Genomic DNA, 15735 nt, shown 5'->3' with positions numbered 1-15735 from the left:
GGGGGTGGGCTGGATGATCCGTGCGTACAAGTTCCTCCTGCGGCCCACCGTCCGCCAGGAGCAGGCGCTGGCCGAGATGCTGCGGGATCACTGCTCCCTCTACAACGGAGCGTTACAGGAACGCCGCGACGCCTACCAGCACGTCTCGAAGACCACCGTCACGTACGGGATGCAGTCCGCGCAGCTCAAGGAGATCCGGGCGTTCGACCCGGAACGTCAGGGCCGCTGGTCGTTCAGTTCGCAGCAGGCCACCTTGCGCCGTCTCGACAAGGCGTTCGCCGCGTTCTTCCGCCGGGTCAAGTCCGGCGACACGCCCGGCTACCCGCGTTTCCGCGGGGTGAGCTGGTTCGACACGGTGGACTTCCCCAGGGACGGGGACGGCTGCCGGTGGAACTCCACCCCGCACGATGCGACCACCCGCGTCCGCCTCCAAGGCGTCGGGCATGTGAAGGTCAACCAGCACCGCGCTGTGGCCGGCCACATCAAGACCGTCTCGGTCAAGCGCGAGGGCCGAAAGTGGTTCGTCGTGCTGACCGCCGAACAGGACCAGCCCGAACCGCTGCCCGCAACCGGATCCGTGGCCGGGATCGATCTGGGCATCGCGAACTTCCTCGCCGACTCGAACGGCGATTTCGTCCCCAACCCGCGCCACGGGCGCAAGGCCGCCGCGAAACTCGAAGCCGCGCAGCAGGCCCTGTCCCGGTTCCCACGACGCAAGGCCAAGGACCGCACCGCCAACCACCAGCGCGCAGTGGACAAGGTCGCCCAACTGCACGGCAAGGTGCGGCGCCAGCGGCTCGACCACGCACACAAAACCGCCCTCCAACTGGTCCGCGCACACGACTTCATCGCGCACGAAGACCTCAAGATCCGCAACATGAGCAAGGCCCCCGCACCGAAACCCGACCCCGGTCAGCCGGGCGCGTTCCTGCCCAACGGGGCCGCCGCGAAGGCAGGGCTCAACACGTCGATCAACGACGCCGGATGGGGGGTGTTCCTGACGATCCTGCACGCCAAGGCTGAGAGCGCCGGACGAGAAGTGATCGCCGTGAACCCCCGCAACACCTCCCGCACCTGCCCCGAATGCGGGCACACCGCCAAGGAGAACCGGCCCACACAGGAAAAGTTCCACTGCGTCTCGTGCGGCCACCACGCGCACGCCGACACAGTGGGAGCCATCAACGTTCTACGGGCCGGGCTGGTCCGTCGCGACGCCAACCCGGCATAGCGAGAAGCCCCCAGCTTCAGCCGGGGGAGGAGTCACGTGTTCCACCCCTTGAGGTCATGGTGGGGGCTACAGGGAGTCGAGCAGAACGTGAAGCCTGCTCAAGTCTGTGATCTTCACGTGATCTGCGCGGCATTAACTTGTGACAAGTGATCGTCTGCCGATACGTTCACCCATCAGCGCGGCGCCCCTGCGGGACCCGTCGCGCAGGTCACCGCTGTCGCTCGAAAGGTTTCCGCATGCTCTCCGGGAACGGTCGTCACCGTCGCCCCCGTCAGGCTCCGGCTCTTCTCGTCGCGGCCGGAGTGACCGGCTCCGCCATCGCCATCCCGCTGCTGGGTGCGGCGAGCGCCAACGCGGCCGACGACACCACCTGGGACAAGGTGGCCGAGTGCGAGAGCGCCGGCTCCTGGAGCATGGACAGCGGCAACGGCTACTACGGCGGACTGCAGATGTCCCAGGACGACTGGGACAAGTACGGCGGTACGGACTACGCCGCCACGCCCGACCAGGCGAGCCGTTCGCAGCAGATCGCGGTCGCCGAGAAGATACTCGCGGACCAGGGCACCAAGCCCTGGCGGACCTGTGCCCTGCTGGCCGGGCTCTCGTCGGACGACGCCTCGGTGAACGTCGACACGGGCCTCGACGGGTCATCCAGCTCCTCGGGTTCTGCCGACTCGTCCTCCGGTTTGTCGGACTCGTCCTCCACGAGTGACTCCGGCGACTCCGGCGCGTCGTCCGCGACGAAGGGCCCCGGGACCGAATCCGCGTCCCCTGCTCCGAGTTCCAGCGCGAGTGACACCTCGAAGGCGCCCACTTCCGGCACATCCGACAGTGCGGGCAAGGTGGACAAGTCGGCACCTTCTGCCTCCGCCTCCTCGAAGGCCCACGAGAATCCGGTGATTCCGGACTCCAGTGACGACTCGGACCACTCGTGGCAGACCGGCGGCTCTTGGAGTCTGGTCGACACGGGTGCCGTCAGCAGCGGCGGCAAGCATCGCGGTGACTCGGCGGACGAAAGTGTGACAAAAGGTCAGGGGGTCGCATCCTCCGGCCGTCACGCCTCCGCCGACGCCGCCGGTACCTACACCGTCCGTGACGGCGACACCCTCGCCTCCATCGCCGACTCCCTTGGCCTCGACGGCGGGTGGCGCGCGCTCTACGCGGTGAACAAGGCCGACATCGGCGCCGACCCGAACGACATCGCCTCCGGTCAGACCCTGAAACTCGGTAGCTGAACGGGCCAAATGGGGCGGGAGTTGACGCCCCGTTTGGAGATTATTGTCCGCTTTGGTGAAAGTGTGGGATGAGTCTCAGAAGCCCTGATCATCTTTGAAATTCACCTGATCGTCTGTTTACGGTCGAGGCCGCTCGTCACCGCGAGCCCCGGCTGTCGCAACGCCGAGTCCTGCCAGCGGCCGCCCGGGAACAGTCGTCGCGTCAAGCGCCGTAGGCAGGAGCGGGGGACCCAAGGTAAGCGCCGGGTCCGGCAGTTGAGCCCTCAGGGGCCTCACGGCCGAAAGGCCGCCGGAACCGGCTAGGGGTGGAGCCGCGCGTCTCGCGAGAGCGGGCCGTGCGGCCGGGCAACTCAACCGGCCCGAACCCGACAGCTCACCTCGCAGGCGTCGGTGAGGGGATCTTCCATGCTGTTTTCCGGCAAGGGCAAGCACCGTCGTCCGTCCAAGGCCGTCCGCGCCATCGCCGTCGCCGGTGTCACCGGTGCCGCCGTCGCCGCCCCGCTGATGGCGGCCGGTGGCGCCTCCGCCGCCACCGCCTCCGAGTGGGACACCGTCGCCCAGTGCGAGTCCGGCGGCAACTGGTCGATCAACACCGGCAACGGCTACTACGGCGGTCTGCAGTTCTCCGCCTCCACCTGGGCCGCGTACGGCGGCACCGCCTACGCCCCGCAGGCCGACCAGGCCACCAAGGCGCAGCAGATCCAGGTCGCCGAGAAGGTCCTCGCCGCCCAGGGCAAGGGCGCCTGGCCGGTCTGCGGCAAGGGCCTGTCCGGCGCCGCCTACACCGGCGGCACCTCCAGCTCGTCCAGCTCCAGCTCCGCCGGCTCGTCGAGCAGCGGCAGCGCCGGCACGAGCAGCCGTACGACCGGCACCCAGGCCGCCTCCCGCTCCGCCGACCGCCCGGCCGCCAAGAAGACCGTCACCACCCCGACCGGCAAGAAGGTCAAGAAGGGCGACGGCGAGTACAAGGTCGTCAAGGGCGACACCCTCAGCTCGATCGCCGAGAAGCACAAGGTGAAGGGTGGTTGGCAGGCGCTGTTCAAGCTGAACAAGGACATCGTCGACGACGCCGACGTCATCTACCCGGGCCAGCAGCTGCACCTGAAGTAAGAACCTGGGGGGTCACCCCCGTCCCCCACGGGCCCCGCTCCGGTGCGTTTCCCCCCGAACGCGCCGGAGCGGGGTTTCTCTTTGCGGTCACGCTCCTTGACCCGCTCTTCTCCCGTTCTTCATCGGGACCCCCCTTTGTTCCGCGCGTGAACAATGAGTACCGTCAGGGTGTCCACGGGCCGGTCGGTCGGCCGGCTGACGGCCCTGGGCCGGTTAGGCTCTAGTCGCAAGGCTGAGCAAGGGCCGACCAGGTCCGCGTGCGCCCCGCACAACCAGCGTCACATCCCAAGAAGGAGATGCTCGTGCCGTCCATCGACGTCGTCGTAGCCCGGGAAATCCTGGACTCCCGAGGTAACCCCACGGTCGAGGTCGAGGTCGGCCTCGACGACGGCAGCACGGGTCGTGCCGCCGTCCCGTCCGGCGCCTCCACCGGCGCCTTCGAGGCCATCGAGCTCCGTGACGGCGACCCCAACCGCTACCTCGGCAAGGGCGTCGAGAAGGCCGTCCTCGCCGTCATCGAGCAGATCGGCCCGGAGCTGGTCGGCTACGACGCCACCGAGCAGCGCCTGATCGACCAGGCGATGTTCGACCTGGACGCCACCGACAACAAGGGCTCGCTCGGCGCCAACGCCATCCTCGGTGTCTCCCTCGCCGTCGCGCACGCCGCCTCCGAGGCGTCCGACCTGCCGCTGTTCCGCTACCTGGGCGGCCCGAACGCGCACCTGCTGCCGGTGCCGATGATGAACATCCTCAACGGCGGCTCGCACGCGGACTCCAACGTGGACATCCAGGAGTTCATGATCGCCCCGATCGGCGCGGAGTCCTTCTCGGAGGCGCTGCGCTGGGGTGCCGAGGTCTACCACACCCTGAAGAAGGTCCTGAAGGCCAAGGGTCTGTCCACCGGCCTCGGCGACGAGGGCGGCTTCGCCCCGAACCTCGAGTCCAACCGCGCCGCGCTCGACCTCATCCTGGAGGCGATCAAGCAGGCCGGTTACGTCCCCGGTGAGCAGATCGCGCTCGCGCTCGACGTCGCCGCGTCCGAGTTCTACAAGGACGGAAAGTACGAGTTCGAGGGCAAGTCCCGCTCGGCCGCCGAGATGACCGAGTACTACGAGGAGCTCGTCGCCGCGTACCCGCTGGTCTCCATCGAGGACCCGCTGTTCGAGGACGACTGGGCAGGCTGGAAGGTCATCACCGACAAGCTCGGCGACAAGGTCCAGCTGGTCGGCGACGACCTGTTCGTCACCAACCCGGAGCGCCTGGCCCGCGGTATCGAGGAGGGCACCGCGAACGCCCTGCTGGTGAAGGTGAACCAGATCGGCTCGCTCACCGAGACCCTGGACGCCGTCGAGCTCGCCCAGCGCAACGGCTTCAAGTGCATGATGTCCCACCGCTCCGGCGAGACCGAGGACGTCACCATCGCCGACCTGGCCGTCGCCACCAACTGCGGCCAGATCAAGACCGGCGCCCCGGCCCGCTCCGAGCGTGTCGCCAAGTACAACCAGCTGCTGCGCATCGAGGAGATCCTCGACGACGCGGCGGTGTACGCCGGCCGCTCCGCGTTCCCCCGCTTCAAGGGCTGAGCCGGTACCCCCTCTCGTGGGTAAGGCTTAGCCAGTCGTACGTACGTCCCCGAACGCGGTCCCGTACCGTGTGCGGGGACGTACGCACGTATCAGGGAGGCGGGGACATGGCCGTGAGGGACCGGGACCGGTTCTCCACCGCGACCAGGCTCAAGCTGCTCGGCGAGCAGACGGCGGCCCGGGTCTACCGCTCCCAGACCAAGCGTCAGGCCCGCCGCTCCCGGCTGACCGGGCGCGCGGCGCTGCTCGCGATCGTGCTGTGCACGATGATCGTGGCGCTCGCCTATCCGATGCGGCAGTACGTCTCCCAGCGCGCCGAGATCGCCGACCAGCAGCGTCAGCAGCGGCAGGCCAGGCAGCGGGTCGAGCAGCTGCGCGACCTGAAGGCGCGGTGGCAGGACGACTCGTACGCCGAGCAGCAGATCCGGCAGCGGCTGCACTACGTGATGCCGGGGGAGACCGGGTACGTCGTGATCGACCCCGGTGCCGCCCGGCAGGCGCACGTGTACCTCGGGGCGGCCGACCGGCCCTGGTACGCGAACGTCTGGGACGGCGTCGACAAGTCCGACGCGTCCGACCAGTGAACCGACAGAAAGCCACGCAGAACACAGTCATGCACACGCCTCCGCCCGCCACTGAGCGTACCGAGCCCACCGACGCCGACGTCGAGGCCTTCAAGCAGCAGCTCGGGCGGCCGCCGCGCGGGCTGCGGGCGATCGCGCACCGGTGCCCCTGCGGGCAGCCGGACGTCGTGGAGACCGCGCCGCGGTTGCCGGACGGGACGCCGTTCCCGACGCTGTACTACCTGACGTGCCCGAAGGCCGCGTCCGCGATCGGGACGCTGGAGGCCAACGGCGTGATGAAGGAGATGACGGCGCGGCTGGAGAGCGATCCGGAGCTGGCGGCGGCGTACCGGGCCGCGCACGAGGACTACGTCCGGCGCCGGGACGAGATCGAGGAGCTGACCGGGTTCCCCAGCGCCGGGGGGATGCCGGACCGGGTGAAGTGCCTGCACGTGCTGGTGGCGCACTCGCTGGCCGCCGGGCCGGGCGTGAACCCGCTCGGCGACGAGGCGATCGCGATGCTGCCGGAGTGGTGGGCCAAGGGGGCCTGCGTGACGCTCGCCGGTGACCCGGCGCCGACGCACACCCCGGAGGACGACAAGTGACCCGCGTCGCCGCCATCGACTGTGGCACCAACTCCATCCGGCTGCTCGTCGCCGACGTGGACCCGGAGACGGGGGAGCTCGTCGACCTGGACCGCCGTATGACGATCGTCCGGCTCGGGCAGGGCGTCGACCGGACGGGGCGGCTCGCGCCGGAGGCGCTCGCGCGGACGTTCGCCGCCTGCCGGGAGTACGCGGCGGTCATCAAGGAGCACGGCGCCGAGCGGCTGCGGTTCGTGGCCACCTCGGCGTCCCGGGACGCGGAGAACCGGGACGAGTTCGTGCGGGGCGTGCTGGACATCCTCGGTGTCGAGCCCGAGGTCATCACCGGCGACCAGGAGGCCGAGTTCTCCTTCACCGGTGCCACCAGGGAGCTGGGGGGCCGGCGCGACCTCGCCACGCCGTTCCTCGTGGTGGACATCGGCGGTGGTTCGACCGAGTTCGTGGTCGGTGACGCGCACGTGCGGGCCGCGCGGTCCGTGGACGTGGGCTGTGTGCGGATGACCGAGCGGCACCTGGTGCACGAGGGGCGGGTCAGCGACCCGCCGACCGAGGCCGAGACCGCCGCCATGTGGGCCGACATCGAGCATGCCCTCGATCTCGCGGAGGAGACCGTGCCGCTGCGCGAGGCGCGCACCCTGGTCGGTCTCGCGGGCTCCGTCACCACCCTCGCGGCGATCCACCAGGACCTGCCGGAGTACGACTCCGCCGCCATCCACCACTCCCGCATCCCCTACGCGCGGGTCCGGGAGATCACCGAGTGGCTGCTGCGGTCGACGCACGCCGAGCGGGCGGCCGTTCCCTCCCTGCACCCGGGCCGGGTGGACGTGATCGGCGCGGGCGCTCTCGTCCTTCAGTCGATCATGGAACGGGTGGGTGCGACGGAGGTCGTGGTGAGCGAGCACGACATCCTGGACGGCATCGCCTGGTCCATCGCGTAGCGGTGTCCGGAGGTCTCGACTGAGCAGGTCAGGTCCCCGGATGAGCGGATTTTCGGCCCGTGACACGCCGTGCCACGACACTCCGCCGGAAACCTTCGTGAAGTTCTTCACAAGGATTTCGGCGCAGGTGGGGGGTCCGGAGGGGCCTGTTGGGCCGTAAGGGGTCTCAACAGGCCCTGGCGGGTGCTCAGGAGAGCGTCCGGGGAGGGTGCCTGGAGGCGCTCGTGCGGGTGACATCGGGTGCCCTCACGGCGCCCCCGGAAGCCTGGAGAGGCAGCTCACGCGGCATTGACAACGGGTCGTATCGGAAGTGGGTTCCCGCCGATGACCATGACCTGTGTCACGTGGGCCGCGGAGTGTAGCACGACCCCCGTGAAAGCTTGTGAAGGGGCGCACGAGCAGGCCTCTCCGGGCGGGTGGATACTCGATGCCATGAGCACCACGGAGCGTCCCAGGATCCTCGTAGTAGGCGGTGGGTACGTAGGCCTGTACGCAGCTCGGCGCATCCTCAAGAAGATGCGCTACGGCGAGGCGACCGTCACGGTCGTCGACCCCCGGTCGTACATGACCTACCAGCCCTTCCTCCCCGAAGCCGCCGCCGGCAGCATCTCCCCTCGGCACGTCGTCGTCCCGCTGCGACGCGTCCTGCCGAAGGCGGAGGTCCTCACCGGCCGGGTCACCACCATCGACCAGGACCGCAAGGTCGCCACGATCGCGCCGCTCGTCGGCGAGGCGTACGAGCTGCCCTTCGACTACCTGGTCATCGCGCTCGGCGCGGTCTCCCGCACCTTCCCGATCCCCGGCCTCGCCGAGCAGGGCATCGGCATGAAGGGCATCGAGGAGTCCATCGGCCTGCGCAACCACGTCCTCGAGCAGCTGGACAAGGCCGACTCCACGACCGACGAGGAGATCCGCCGCAAGGCGCTCACCTTCGTCTTCATCGGCGGTGGCTTCGCGGGCGCGGAGACCATCGGCGAGGTCGAGGACATGGCCCGCGACGCGGCGAAGTACTACAAGAACGTGTCCCGCGAGGACATGCGCTTCATCCTGGTGGACGCCGCCGACAAGATCCTCCCCGAGGTCGGCCCGAAGCTCGGCCTGTACGGCAAGGAGCACCTGGAGAGCCGCGGTGTGGAGATCTACCTCTCCACCTCGATGGACTCCTGCGTCGACGGTCACGTGGTGCTGAAGAACGGCCTCGAGGTCGACTCCAACACGATCGTGTGGACCGCCGGTGTCAAGCCGAACCCGGCGCTGGCCCGCTTCGGCCTGCCGCTCGGCCCCCGTGGTCACGTCGACACCGCGCCGACCCTCCAGGTGCAGGGCACCGACTACATCTGGGCCGCGGGCGACAACGCCCAGGTGCCGGACGTCGCCGCCCGCAAGGCCGGCGTCGAGAACGCCTGGTGCCCGCCGAACGCGCAGCACGCGCTGCGCCAGGCGAAGGTCCTCGGCGACAACGTGGTCTCCGGCATGCGGGGCTTCCCGCAGAAGGAGTACAGCCACTCCAACAAGGGCGCGGTCGCCGGTCTCGGTCTGCACAAGGGCGTCGCGATGATCGTCCTGGGCAAGACGAAGATCAAGCTCAAGGGCCGTCTCGCCTGGTACATGCACCGTGGCTACCACGGTCTGGCGATGCCGACCTGGAACCGCAAGATCCGCATCTTCGCCGACTGGACGCTCGGCATGTTCCTCAAGCGCGAGGTCGTCTCCCTGGGCGCCATGGAGAACCCCCGCGAGGAGTTCTACGAGGCCGCCAAGCCGGCGCCGGTCGCCGCCCCCAAGACCGAGGAGAAGGCCAAGGCCTCCTGACCGCGGTCACCGGTCGCTGAACCACCCGAAGGACCTCCCGCCATCCGTGGTGCGGGAGGTCCTTCGGCGTTCCCGGAACCCGGTGAACTGCATGGCCCCTACAGCTGTTTTGCCCAGTTGTAACGCGGACGGGGGAGTGCGGCCGGGCCCCAGCGGTGTTTACGTGGTACCCGGCATCCGGGATCGACGTCTTGGAGGTGTGCACCATGGCCGACGCCGCGTCGCGGCTGAGGAGTATTGCCGAGCAGGTGCTGGGAGTCCCGCTCCCGGTACGGCTGCGGGCCTGGGACGGCTCGCAGGCCGGTCCGCCGGACGCGCCGGCGCTCGTCCTGCGCAACCGCCGTGCCCTGCGCCGCATGTTGTTCAGACCGGGCGAACTGGGCCTGGCCCGTGCCTGGGTCGCCGGTGACCTGGACATCGAAGGTGACCTCTACACCGCACTGGAGTCGGTGGCCGGTCTCGTCTGGGAGCGCGGGGAGGACGGCCGTACCCTCGGCCAGGCGCTGCGCGATCCCGGGGTGCGGGCAGCCGTCCGGGAGTTGCTGAGACTCGCCGGACCGCCCCTGCCGCCCGCCCCGCCCCGCGAGGAGGTGCGCAGACGCCGGCACCTGCACACCCGCCGCAGCGACCGGCAGGCCATCAGCCACCACTACGACGTGGGGAACGACTTCTACGAGCTCGTCCTCGGCCCGTCGATGGTGTACTCGTGCGCCTACTGGGGGGCCGACGGCGACGCGGACACCCTGGAGTCCGCGCAGCGCGACAAGCTCGAACTGGTCTGCCTCAAGCTGGGCCTGACCCCCGGTCAGCGGCTGCTCGACGTCGGCTGCGGCTGGGGCTCCATGGCGATCCACGCGGCCCGGGAGCACGGCGTGAGCGTCCTCGGCGTGACCCTCTCCCAGGAGCAGGCCGCGTACGCCCGTAAACGGGTCGCGGACGAGGGTCTGACGGACCGGGTGGAGATCAGGGTCCAGGACTACCGGGACGTCAGGGACGGGCCGTACGACGCGATCTCGTCGATCGGGATGGCCGAGCACGTGGGCGCCGAGCGGTACCTGGAGTACGCGCAGCACCTGTACGGGCTGCTGAAGCCCGGCGGGCGGCTGCTCAACCACCAGATCGCACGGCGCCCGCAGCGCGACGAGTCGGCCTACAGCGTCGACGAGTTCATCGACGCCTACGTCTTCCCGGACGGCGAACTCGCCCCGATCGGCACCACCGTCACCCAGCTGGAACGGGCCGGGTTCGAGGTCCGGGACGTGGAGTCGATCCGCGAGCACTACGCCCGTACCCTGCGCCGCTGGGTGGCCAACCTGGAGGCCGAGTGGCGGCGCGGGGTCCAGCTGACCAGTCCCGGGCGGGCCCGCGTCTGGCGGCTGTACATGGCCGCCTCCGCCCTCGCCTTCGAACGCAACCGCATCGGCGTCAACCAGGTGCTGGCGGTGCGGACGCCCGAGTCGGGTGCCTCGGGGCTGCCGCTGCGCACCCGCACCTGGCACCGGTAGTCCCTCAAGGACACGAAAGGGGCCCCACGTCGCTCGTGTGGGGCCCCTTCGGCGTACCCGCCGCTACTCGGACTTGATCGCCGACAGCATGTTCAGGCGGGCCGCGCGCCGGGCCGGCCACAGGGCGGCCAGCACGCCGACCACGCCGGCCAGCAGGAGGAAGACCGCCATCCTGGTCCACGGCAGGACCAGTTCGTACGTGGGCATCTTCGCGCCGACCAGCTGCCCGGCCGCCCAGCCGAAGAACACGCCCAGGCCGATGCCGAGCACCCCGCCGAAGAGCGAGATGACCAGGGACTCCAGGCGGACCATCCGCTTGACCGCCTTGCGGTCCAGGCCGATCGCGCGCAGCATGCCGATCTCCTGGGAGCGTTCGAACACCGACATGGCCAGGGTGTTGACGACACCGAGGACCGCGACGATCACCGCCATCGCGAGCAGGCCGTAGACCATGTTCAGGATCAGCGTGAAGGCCTGCGCGATGGAGTTCGACAGGTCCTGCTTGTCCTGGACCTTGATCGCCGGGTTGGAGCCGAGGGCCTTCTCCAGCTTGTCCTTGGCCGCGCTCGACGCTCCGTCCGCCGTCTTGACCATGACCTGCATGTCGGCGGGGTCGGTCTCGTGCGGGGTGAGGGTGGCGTTGTCGAGCATGATCCCGTTGATCATCTGGTTGCCCTGGTAGACCCCGGCGACCGTCATCCGCCGCGCCTTGCCGTCCTCGAAGTGGACGGTGACGGCGGAACCCGCCTTCCAGCCGTGCGTCTTCGCCGTGTCGTCGTCGACGACGACGTCCGAGCCGCCGACCCGGAAGGTGCCGCTGTCGACCGTGAGGTCGGTCAGCCTGCCGATCGCCGCCCCGTCGACGCCGGTCAGGTATTCGGTGTCGCCGTCGATCCGGGAGGGTGCGTTGCGCAGCGGGCTGGAGGCGGTGACGCCGTCCGTGGCCGCGACCTTCTTCGCGACGTCGGGGGAGAGCGGGTTGCCGTTGGCCATCGAGACGACGTAGTCCGCGCGGATCGCGGAGCTCGCCATCCTGTCGATGGACTTCTGCAGGCTGCCCGCCATCACCGTCATACCGGTGATCAGGGTCAGGCCGATCATCAGCGCGGAGGCGGTGGCGGCGGTGCGGCGCGGGTTGCGCACCGAGTTCTGGCGGGCCAGCTTCCCGGACACGCCGAACCCGCGCAGCAGCGGGGCCGCGGCCGCGATCAGCGGGCGGGAGAGCAGCGGGGTGAGGACGAAGACACCGATGATGAGGAGGACCGCGCCGAGCCCCATCGGGGCCTGGCCGTCGCTGCCGCTCATGGTCGTCGCCGCCAGGATCACCGCGACGCCCGCCGCCGAGAACAGGGCGCCGATCGTGTTGCGCAGCACCAGGGACTTCGTGGTCGGGGCCGCGTGCAGGGCGCTCATCGCGGCGACCGGCGGGATCTTCGCGGCGCGGCGGCCGGGCAGCCAGGCGGCCAGCATGGTGATGACGACGCCGACGGCGAGCGCGGCGGCCACCGTGCCCGGCGTGATCACCAGGGGGCCGTCCGGGACGGTCGCGCCGAACGAGCCGAGCAGCGAGCGCAGTCCGGCGCCGATGCCGATACCGGCGACCAGACCGGTCACGCCGGCCACCGCGCCCACCACGAACGCCTCGATCAGCACCGAACGGGTCACCTGGCGGCGGGAGGCGCCCACCGCCCGCAGCAGCGCCAGTTCCTTGGTGCGCTGGGCGACCAGCATGGTGAAGGTGTTGGCGATGATGAACGTGCCCACGAACAGCGCGATGCCGGCGAAGACCAGCAGGCCCTGGCGCAGGCCGCTCATGCTGCTGGAGATCTGCTCCGCCTGGTCGGCGGCGAGCTTGTGGCCGGTGGTGGTCTCCACGAGTTTCGTCGGAAGGGCCGCGTCCAGCTGGGACTTGAGGGCGGCCTGGCCGGTGCCGGGCTTCGCGGTCACGTCGATCTCGTCGTACGCGCCCTTCTTGCCGAACAGCTGCTGGGCGGTCGCCGTGTCGAACAGGGCGAGGCTGCCGCCGGCCGTGACGTTGCCGTCGTCGGTGGTGAAGATGCCGGCGATCCTCGGGGTGAGGACCGGGCCGTTCACCGAGATGCGCACGGTGTCGCCGACCTGGTAACCGGCCCGTTCGGCGGTCTTCGAGTCGATCAGCACCTCGTTCGCGCCGCTCGGCGCGTGGCCGCCGACCAGCGGGTAGCGGGCGTCCTTGGTGCCCCAGTAGTTGCCGCCCTCGGACTGCCAGCCGCCGCCGATCAGCTTGCCGTCCTTGTCGGCGATGGCGGTGAAGCCGGAGACGACCCCGGTGGCGGAGGCGGCCCCGGGGACCTTCCCGGCCTTGTCGAGCACCGCCTGGGTGAGGTCGGGCGTCCTGCCGACCTTGTCGCCCTTGGAGTCCTGGTACTTGGCGGTGACGGCGACGTCGACGCCCTTGAAGCCCTTGGCGGAGCTGTTCTGGTAGGCGTCCGAGATGGTGTTGGTGAAGACGAGGGTGCCGGAGACGAACGCGACGCCGAGCATGACGGCGAGCACGGTCATCAGCAGCCGGGCCTTGTGCGCGAGGACGTTGCGCAGGGCGGTGCGGAACATCAGCTGGTACGGCCCTTCGCGTCGAACTGCTTCATGAAGTCGAGCACGGTCTCGGCGGTCGGGCGGTACATCTCGTCGACGATCCGGCCGTCCGCCAGGAAGACCACGCGGTCCGCGTAGGCGGCGGCCACCGGGTCGTGGGTCACCATGACCACCGTCTGGCCGAGCTCGCGCACCGAGTTGCGCAGGAAGCCGAGCACCTCGGCGCCGGAGCGGGAGTCGAGGTTGCCGGTCGGCTCGTCACCGAAGATGATCTCCGGCCGGGAGGCCAGGGCGCGGGCGACGGCGACGCGCTGCTGCTGACCGCCGGAGAGCTGCGAGGGGCGGTGGCCGAGCCGGTCCTTGAGGCCGACCATCCCGATCACGCTGTCCAGCCACTCCTTGTCGGGCTTGCGACCCGCTATGTCCATCGGGAGGGTGATGTTCTCCAGGGCGGTCAGGGTCGGCAGCAGGTTGAAGGCCTGGAAGATGAACCCGATCTTGTCCCGGCGCAACCTGGTCAGCTGCTTGTCCTTCAGGGAGCCCAGTTCGGTGTCGCCGATCCGCACCGAACCCGAGGAGAAGGTGTCGAGGCCGGCCACGCAGTGCATCAGCGTGGACTTGCCGGAACCGGACGGCCCCATGATCGCGGTGAACTCGGCCTGCCGGAACTCGACGGTGACCCGGTCCAGGGCGACCACCTGGGTCTCGCCCTGGCCGTAGATCTTCGAGAGGTCCGTGGCGCGTGCGGCCACGGAGGTGGTCCGCCGGTCGGCGATGGGTGTGGTGGACACGGAAGGGTGCTCCTCGGGACGACGGCGTTCGGTCATGGGGACCGCACCATCGTCTCCGCTCCACCGGCGCGTGAAGTCAGCCGCAGTTCCCGTTCCGGGGGGCGACCGAGGTCGGACCGCAGGGCGCGATCTCATACCTGGGGATGACGGCCGACCCCGAGAGCGCGATCCGGGATCGCTCACTCCGGCGCGTCGAGAACAGGTGGAGCCCCCTTGTTCGGACGGTGAAATTCCGTCATTCCGCGTACGTGCGCACCCACCTCGCGTAACGCTATTGGCAAGTGCGGATGGCTCGTTCCGGCGGCTGATGCACCCTCAGACGTCAATAAAATAAGACAACATCGGGTCGCTCGTCCGCTGTTCGGGGGACGCCTCCCGATAGGGTCGGAGCCTCGTACGCGGAGCCCATGGCCTGCCCGGATGGTGGAATGCAGACACGGCGAGCTTAAACCTCGCTGCCCCTCGCGGGCGTACCGGTTCAAGTCCGGTTCCGGGCACTTCCCGCCCCCTCCGGGTGGCGTCGGCTCACCCCTCGTAGACCGTCAGGACCGCCCCGTCGACCTCGATGCGGCGGCCCGCGCGCATCCCGTTGCGGCGCAGGGCGCGCAGGCACTCCTCGAAGAGGGCGAGTTCGCCGGTGTCCAGAATGGCCGCCGCCAGGTCCAGGAGGTCGCTCACCGACGCGTCGGTGAGCACCTCGGGCAGTTCCCCGGACAGCAGGACGACGGACTCGCCGTCGGGGCCCCGGACCACGGCCGTGGCGGGTCCGCCGTGCACGAACAACACATTTCCCCCTGAGAGCCCGTGGACGTGCGGCTCTCGCCTGCCGGGCAGGACGAGAGACTAGTCCGGGAGCCTGGCGGTTTCGTGCGGAGTCGGATTCTTTACCCGGGTTGACGGAAATACACCCGGGAGTGTGACGGCGGCGGTCACTTCTCCCGCGGGGAGCGGTCCAGCAGCGACTCGACGAGGGCCGCGACGTGCCGGCGGTCGTCGGACGACAGCTTCTGGACGCTCGCGATCAGCAGGGCGACCTCGGGGTCGGCGGCGGGCGCGTTCGGGTCCGCGTCCGGCGAGGTGTCGTACACGTGGATCCCGCAGGCCTCGGCGGCGGCCCGGCGCACCGTCTCCAGCGGCAGTTCCAGCCCCTTGGCCAGGCCTTCCAGGGTCGTCGTCTGGGGCATGCGGACCACCCGTTCCGCGGTGGCCAGGTGGTGGACGGTGGAGCGGGGGACGGAGCCGCGGCGCGCCACGTCACCGTAGGACCAGCCCTTGCGGTCGAGGTGCTCACGGATCAACTGCTGCAGTGCGTTGGCCACTGACCGTCACTTCCTGCTCGCCGCGGGCGGAGTCCGCCATGTCGGGGCCGATTCTACGGTCGGGTAGCCGATCGGCCGAGAGGGTGATTTTCCGAAGGGGTTGCGCGAGGGGTCTCCGAGCCCGTAGTGTCCAATCTCGTTGGACAGCACGTCCGACCAGATTGGACAGAGTCCGGGGGGAACCTGACTCGGTCCGATCGGAAATGTTCTATCCCTGAGGGGGAAATGATCATGATGGACGCCCATGAGCTCGAGGCCGAGTCCGCGGAGCTGCTGCCGGGTCGTGAGGCCCTGGGCCGGCTGAAGTTCGGCTTCGGCAAGACGGTCAACGTCACCAAGCACGTCGCGAACATCAGCGCCCACAACGAGTCCGCCGCCCTGAACGACCACTCCTCGTGGTCGGTGGCCGACTCCGGCGCCGCCCAGACCATCAGCGTCACCCAGTAACACCGTCCCGGCGCCCGGCGCCGGG

General features: G+C 69.7%; 14 protein-coding genes, 1 tRNA gene and 1 riboswitch. Of the genes, 11 read left to right on the top strand and 4 right to left on the bottom strand.

From position 1 onward, the window contains the following. The first annotated feature begins 13 nt into the window (after positions 1 to 13). From ACZ3KP_RS14385 to ACZ3KP_RS14345, 9 genes are all read left to right on the top strand, one after another. A complete protein-coding gene (locus tag ACZ3KP_RS14385) occupies positions 14 to 1228 on the top strand; it encodes an RNA-guided endonuclease InsQ/TnpB family protein (RefSeq protein ID WP_467499447.1) in 1215 nt (404 codons plus the stop codon). Between the two features lie 236 nt (positions 1229 to 1464). Continuing rightward, positions 1465 to 2463, top strand: a complete 999-nt coding sequence (locus ACZ3KP_RS14380) for a transglycosylase family protein (RefSeq protein ID WP_467499445.1) — start codon at positions 1465 to 1467, stop codon at positions 2461 to 2463. Between the two features lie 197 nt (positions 2464 to 2660). After that, a riboswitch (cyclic di-AMP (ydaO/yuaA leader) is annotated at positions 2661 to 2865 on the top strand. Positions 2866 to 2868: 3 nt separating this feature from the next. Continuing rightward, positions 2869 to 3573, top strand: a complete 705-nt coding sequence (locus tag ACZ3KP_RS14375) for a transglycosylase family protein (protein ID WP_467499443.1) — start codon at positions 2869 to 2871, stop codon at positions 3571 to 3573. 296 nt (positions 3574 to 3869) lie between these two features. Then, a complete protein-coding gene (gene eno / locus ACZ3KP_RS14370; RefSeq protein WP_360242626.1) occupies positions 3870 to 5156 on the top strand; it encodes a phosphopyruvate hydratase in 1287 nt (428 codons plus the stop codon). A 107-nt stretch (positions 5157 to 5263) separates the two neighbouring features. Next, positions 5264 to 5740: an FtsB family cell division protein gene (locus ACZ3KP_RS14365; RefSeq protein WP_467499441.1), complete on the top strand. Its 477-nt coding sequence runs from the start codon at positions 5264 to 5266 to the stop codon at positions 5738 to 5740. A gap of 29 nt (positions 5741 to 5769) precedes the next feature. Continuing rightward, positions 5770 to 6324, top strand: a complete 555-nt coding sequence (locus ACZ3KP_RS14360) for a DUF501 domain-containing protein (protein WP_358977098.1) — start codon at positions 5770 to 5772, stop codon at positions 6322 to 6324. After that, complete coding sequence (locus ACZ3KP_RS14355) at positions 6321 to 7262, top strand: Ppx/GppA phosphatase family protein (RefSeq protein WP_467499439.1); 942 nt, start codon at positions 6321 to 6323, stop codon at positions 7260 to 7262. Before ACZ3KP_RS14360 ends, ACZ3KP_RS14355 begins: the two co-directional genes overlap by 4 nt. Positions 7263 to 7694: 432 nt before the next feature. Continuing rightward, positions 7695 to 9074, top strand: a complete 1380-nt coding sequence (locus tag ACZ3KP_RS14350) for an NAD(P)/FAD-dependent oxidoreductase (protein ID WP_467499437.1) — start codon at positions 7695 to 7697, stop codon at positions 9072 to 9074. Between the two features lie 206 nt (positions 9075 to 9280). Beyond that, on the top strand, positions 9281 to 10579 hold the full coding sequence (locus tag ACZ3KP_RS14345; RefSeq protein WP_467499435.1) for a class I SAM-dependent methyltransferase: 1299 nt from the start codon (positions 9281 to 9283) through the stop codon (positions 10577 to 10579). Between the two features lie 63 nt (positions 10580 to 10642). On the opposite strand, the gene ACZ3KP_RS14340 is transcribed toward ACZ3KP_RS14345, so the two are convergent. Then, positions 10643 to 13171 (bottom strand): ABC transporter permease, encoded by a 2529-nt coding sequence (locus ACZ3KP_RS14340; RefSeq protein ID WP_467499433.1) that lies wholly within the window; start codon positions 13169 to 13171, stop codon positions 10643 to 10645. After that, positions 13171 to 13944: an ABC transporter ATP-binding protein gene (locus ACZ3KP_RS14335; protein ID WP_132891853.1), complete on the bottom strand. Its 774-nt coding sequence runs from the start codon at positions 13942 to 13944 to the stop codon at positions 13171 to 13173. Before ACZ3KP_RS14335 ends, ACZ3KP_RS14340 begins: the two co-directional genes overlap by 1 nt. 414 nt (positions 13945 to 14358) lie before the next feature. Between ACZ3KP_RS14335 and ACZ3KP_RS14330 the strand changes: the two genes are divergently transcribed. Beyond that, a tRNA-Leu gene (locus ACZ3KP_RS14330) sits at positions 14359 to 14441 on the top strand. Positions 14442 to 14469: 28 nt separating this feature from the next. Here ACZ3KP_RS14330 and ACZ3KP_RS14325 read toward each other — a convergent pair. Both ACZ3KP_RS14325 and ACZ3KP_RS14320 read right to left on the bottom strand, forming a co-directional pair. Then, positions 14470 to 14721, bottom strand: a complete 252-nt coding sequence (locus ACZ3KP_RS14325) for a hypothetical protein (protein WP_361343277.1) — start codon at positions 14719 to 14721, stop codon at positions 14470 to 14472. 152 nt (positions 14722 to 14873) lie between these two features. Next, complete coding sequence (locus ACZ3KP_RS14320) at positions 14874 to 15263, bottom strand: helix-turn-helix transcriptional regulator (RefSeq protein ID WP_358977115.1); 390 nt, start codon at positions 15261 to 15263, stop codon at positions 14874 to 14876. A gap of 231 nt (positions 15264 to 15494) precedes the next feature. Here ACZ3KP_RS14320 and ACZ3KP_RS14315 point away from each other — a divergent pair, with 231 nt between their 5' ends. Then, positions 15495 to 15710 carry a hypothetical protein gene (locus ACZ3KP_RS14315; RefSeq protein ID WP_207921928.1) on the top strand — a complete coding sequence of 72 codons (216 nt, stop codon included), beginning with the start codon at positions 15495 to 15497 and terminating at the stop codon, positions 15708 to 15710. Positions 15711 to 15735: the final 25 nt, after the last annotated feature.

This window comes from Streptomyces sp. NPDC020958 (genome assembly GCF_055562175.1).
The sequence above is the reverse complement of the archived record's forward strand: the minus strand, read 5'-3'. Positions and strand labels throughout refer to the sequence as shown.

Bases quoted from the DNA above. Each gene is read 5' to 3' on its own strand.
- ACZ3KP_RS14385 (WP_467499447.1), top strand. From the start codon at position 14: ATGATCCGTGCGTACAAGTTCCTCCTGCGGCCCACCGTCCGCCAGGAG.
- ACZ3KP_RS14380 (WP_467499445.1), top strand. From the start codon at position 1,465: ATGCTCTCCGGGAACGGTCGTCACCGTCGCCCCCGTCAGGCTCCGGCT.
- ACZ3KP_RS14375 (WP_467499443.1), top strand. From the start codon at position 2,869: ATGCTGTTTTCCGGCAAGGGCAAGCACCGTCGTCCGTCCAAGGCCGTC.
- eno (WP_360242626.1), top strand. From the start codon at position 3,870: ATGCTCGTGCCGTCCATCGACGTCGTCGTAGCCCGGGAAATCCTGGAC.
- ACZ3KP_RS14365 (WP_467499441.1), top strand. From the start codon at position 5,264: ATGGCCGTGAGGGACCGGGACCGGTTCTCCACCGCGACCAGGCTCAAG.
- ACZ3KP_RS14360 (WP_358977098.1), top strand. From the start codon at position 5,770: ATGCACACGCCTCCGCCCGCCACTGAGCGTACCGAGCCCACCGACGCC.
- ACZ3KP_RS14350 (WP_467499437.1), top strand. From the start codon at position 7,695: ATGAGCACCACGGAGCGTCCCAGGATCCTCGTAGTAGGCGGTGGGTAC.
- ACZ3KP_RS14345 (WP_467499435.1), top strand. From the start codon at position 9,281: ATGGCCGACGCCGCGTCGCGGCTGAGGAGTATTGCCGAGCAGGTGCTG.
- ACZ3KP_RS14340 (WP_467499433.1), bottom strand. From the start codon at position 13,171: ATGTTCCGCACCGCCCTGCGCAACGTCCTCGCGCACAAGGCCCGGCTG.
- ACZ3KP_RS14315 (WP_207921928.1), top strand. From the start codon at position 15,495: ATGATGGACGCCCATGAGCTCGAGGCCGAGTCCGCGGAGCTGCTGCCG.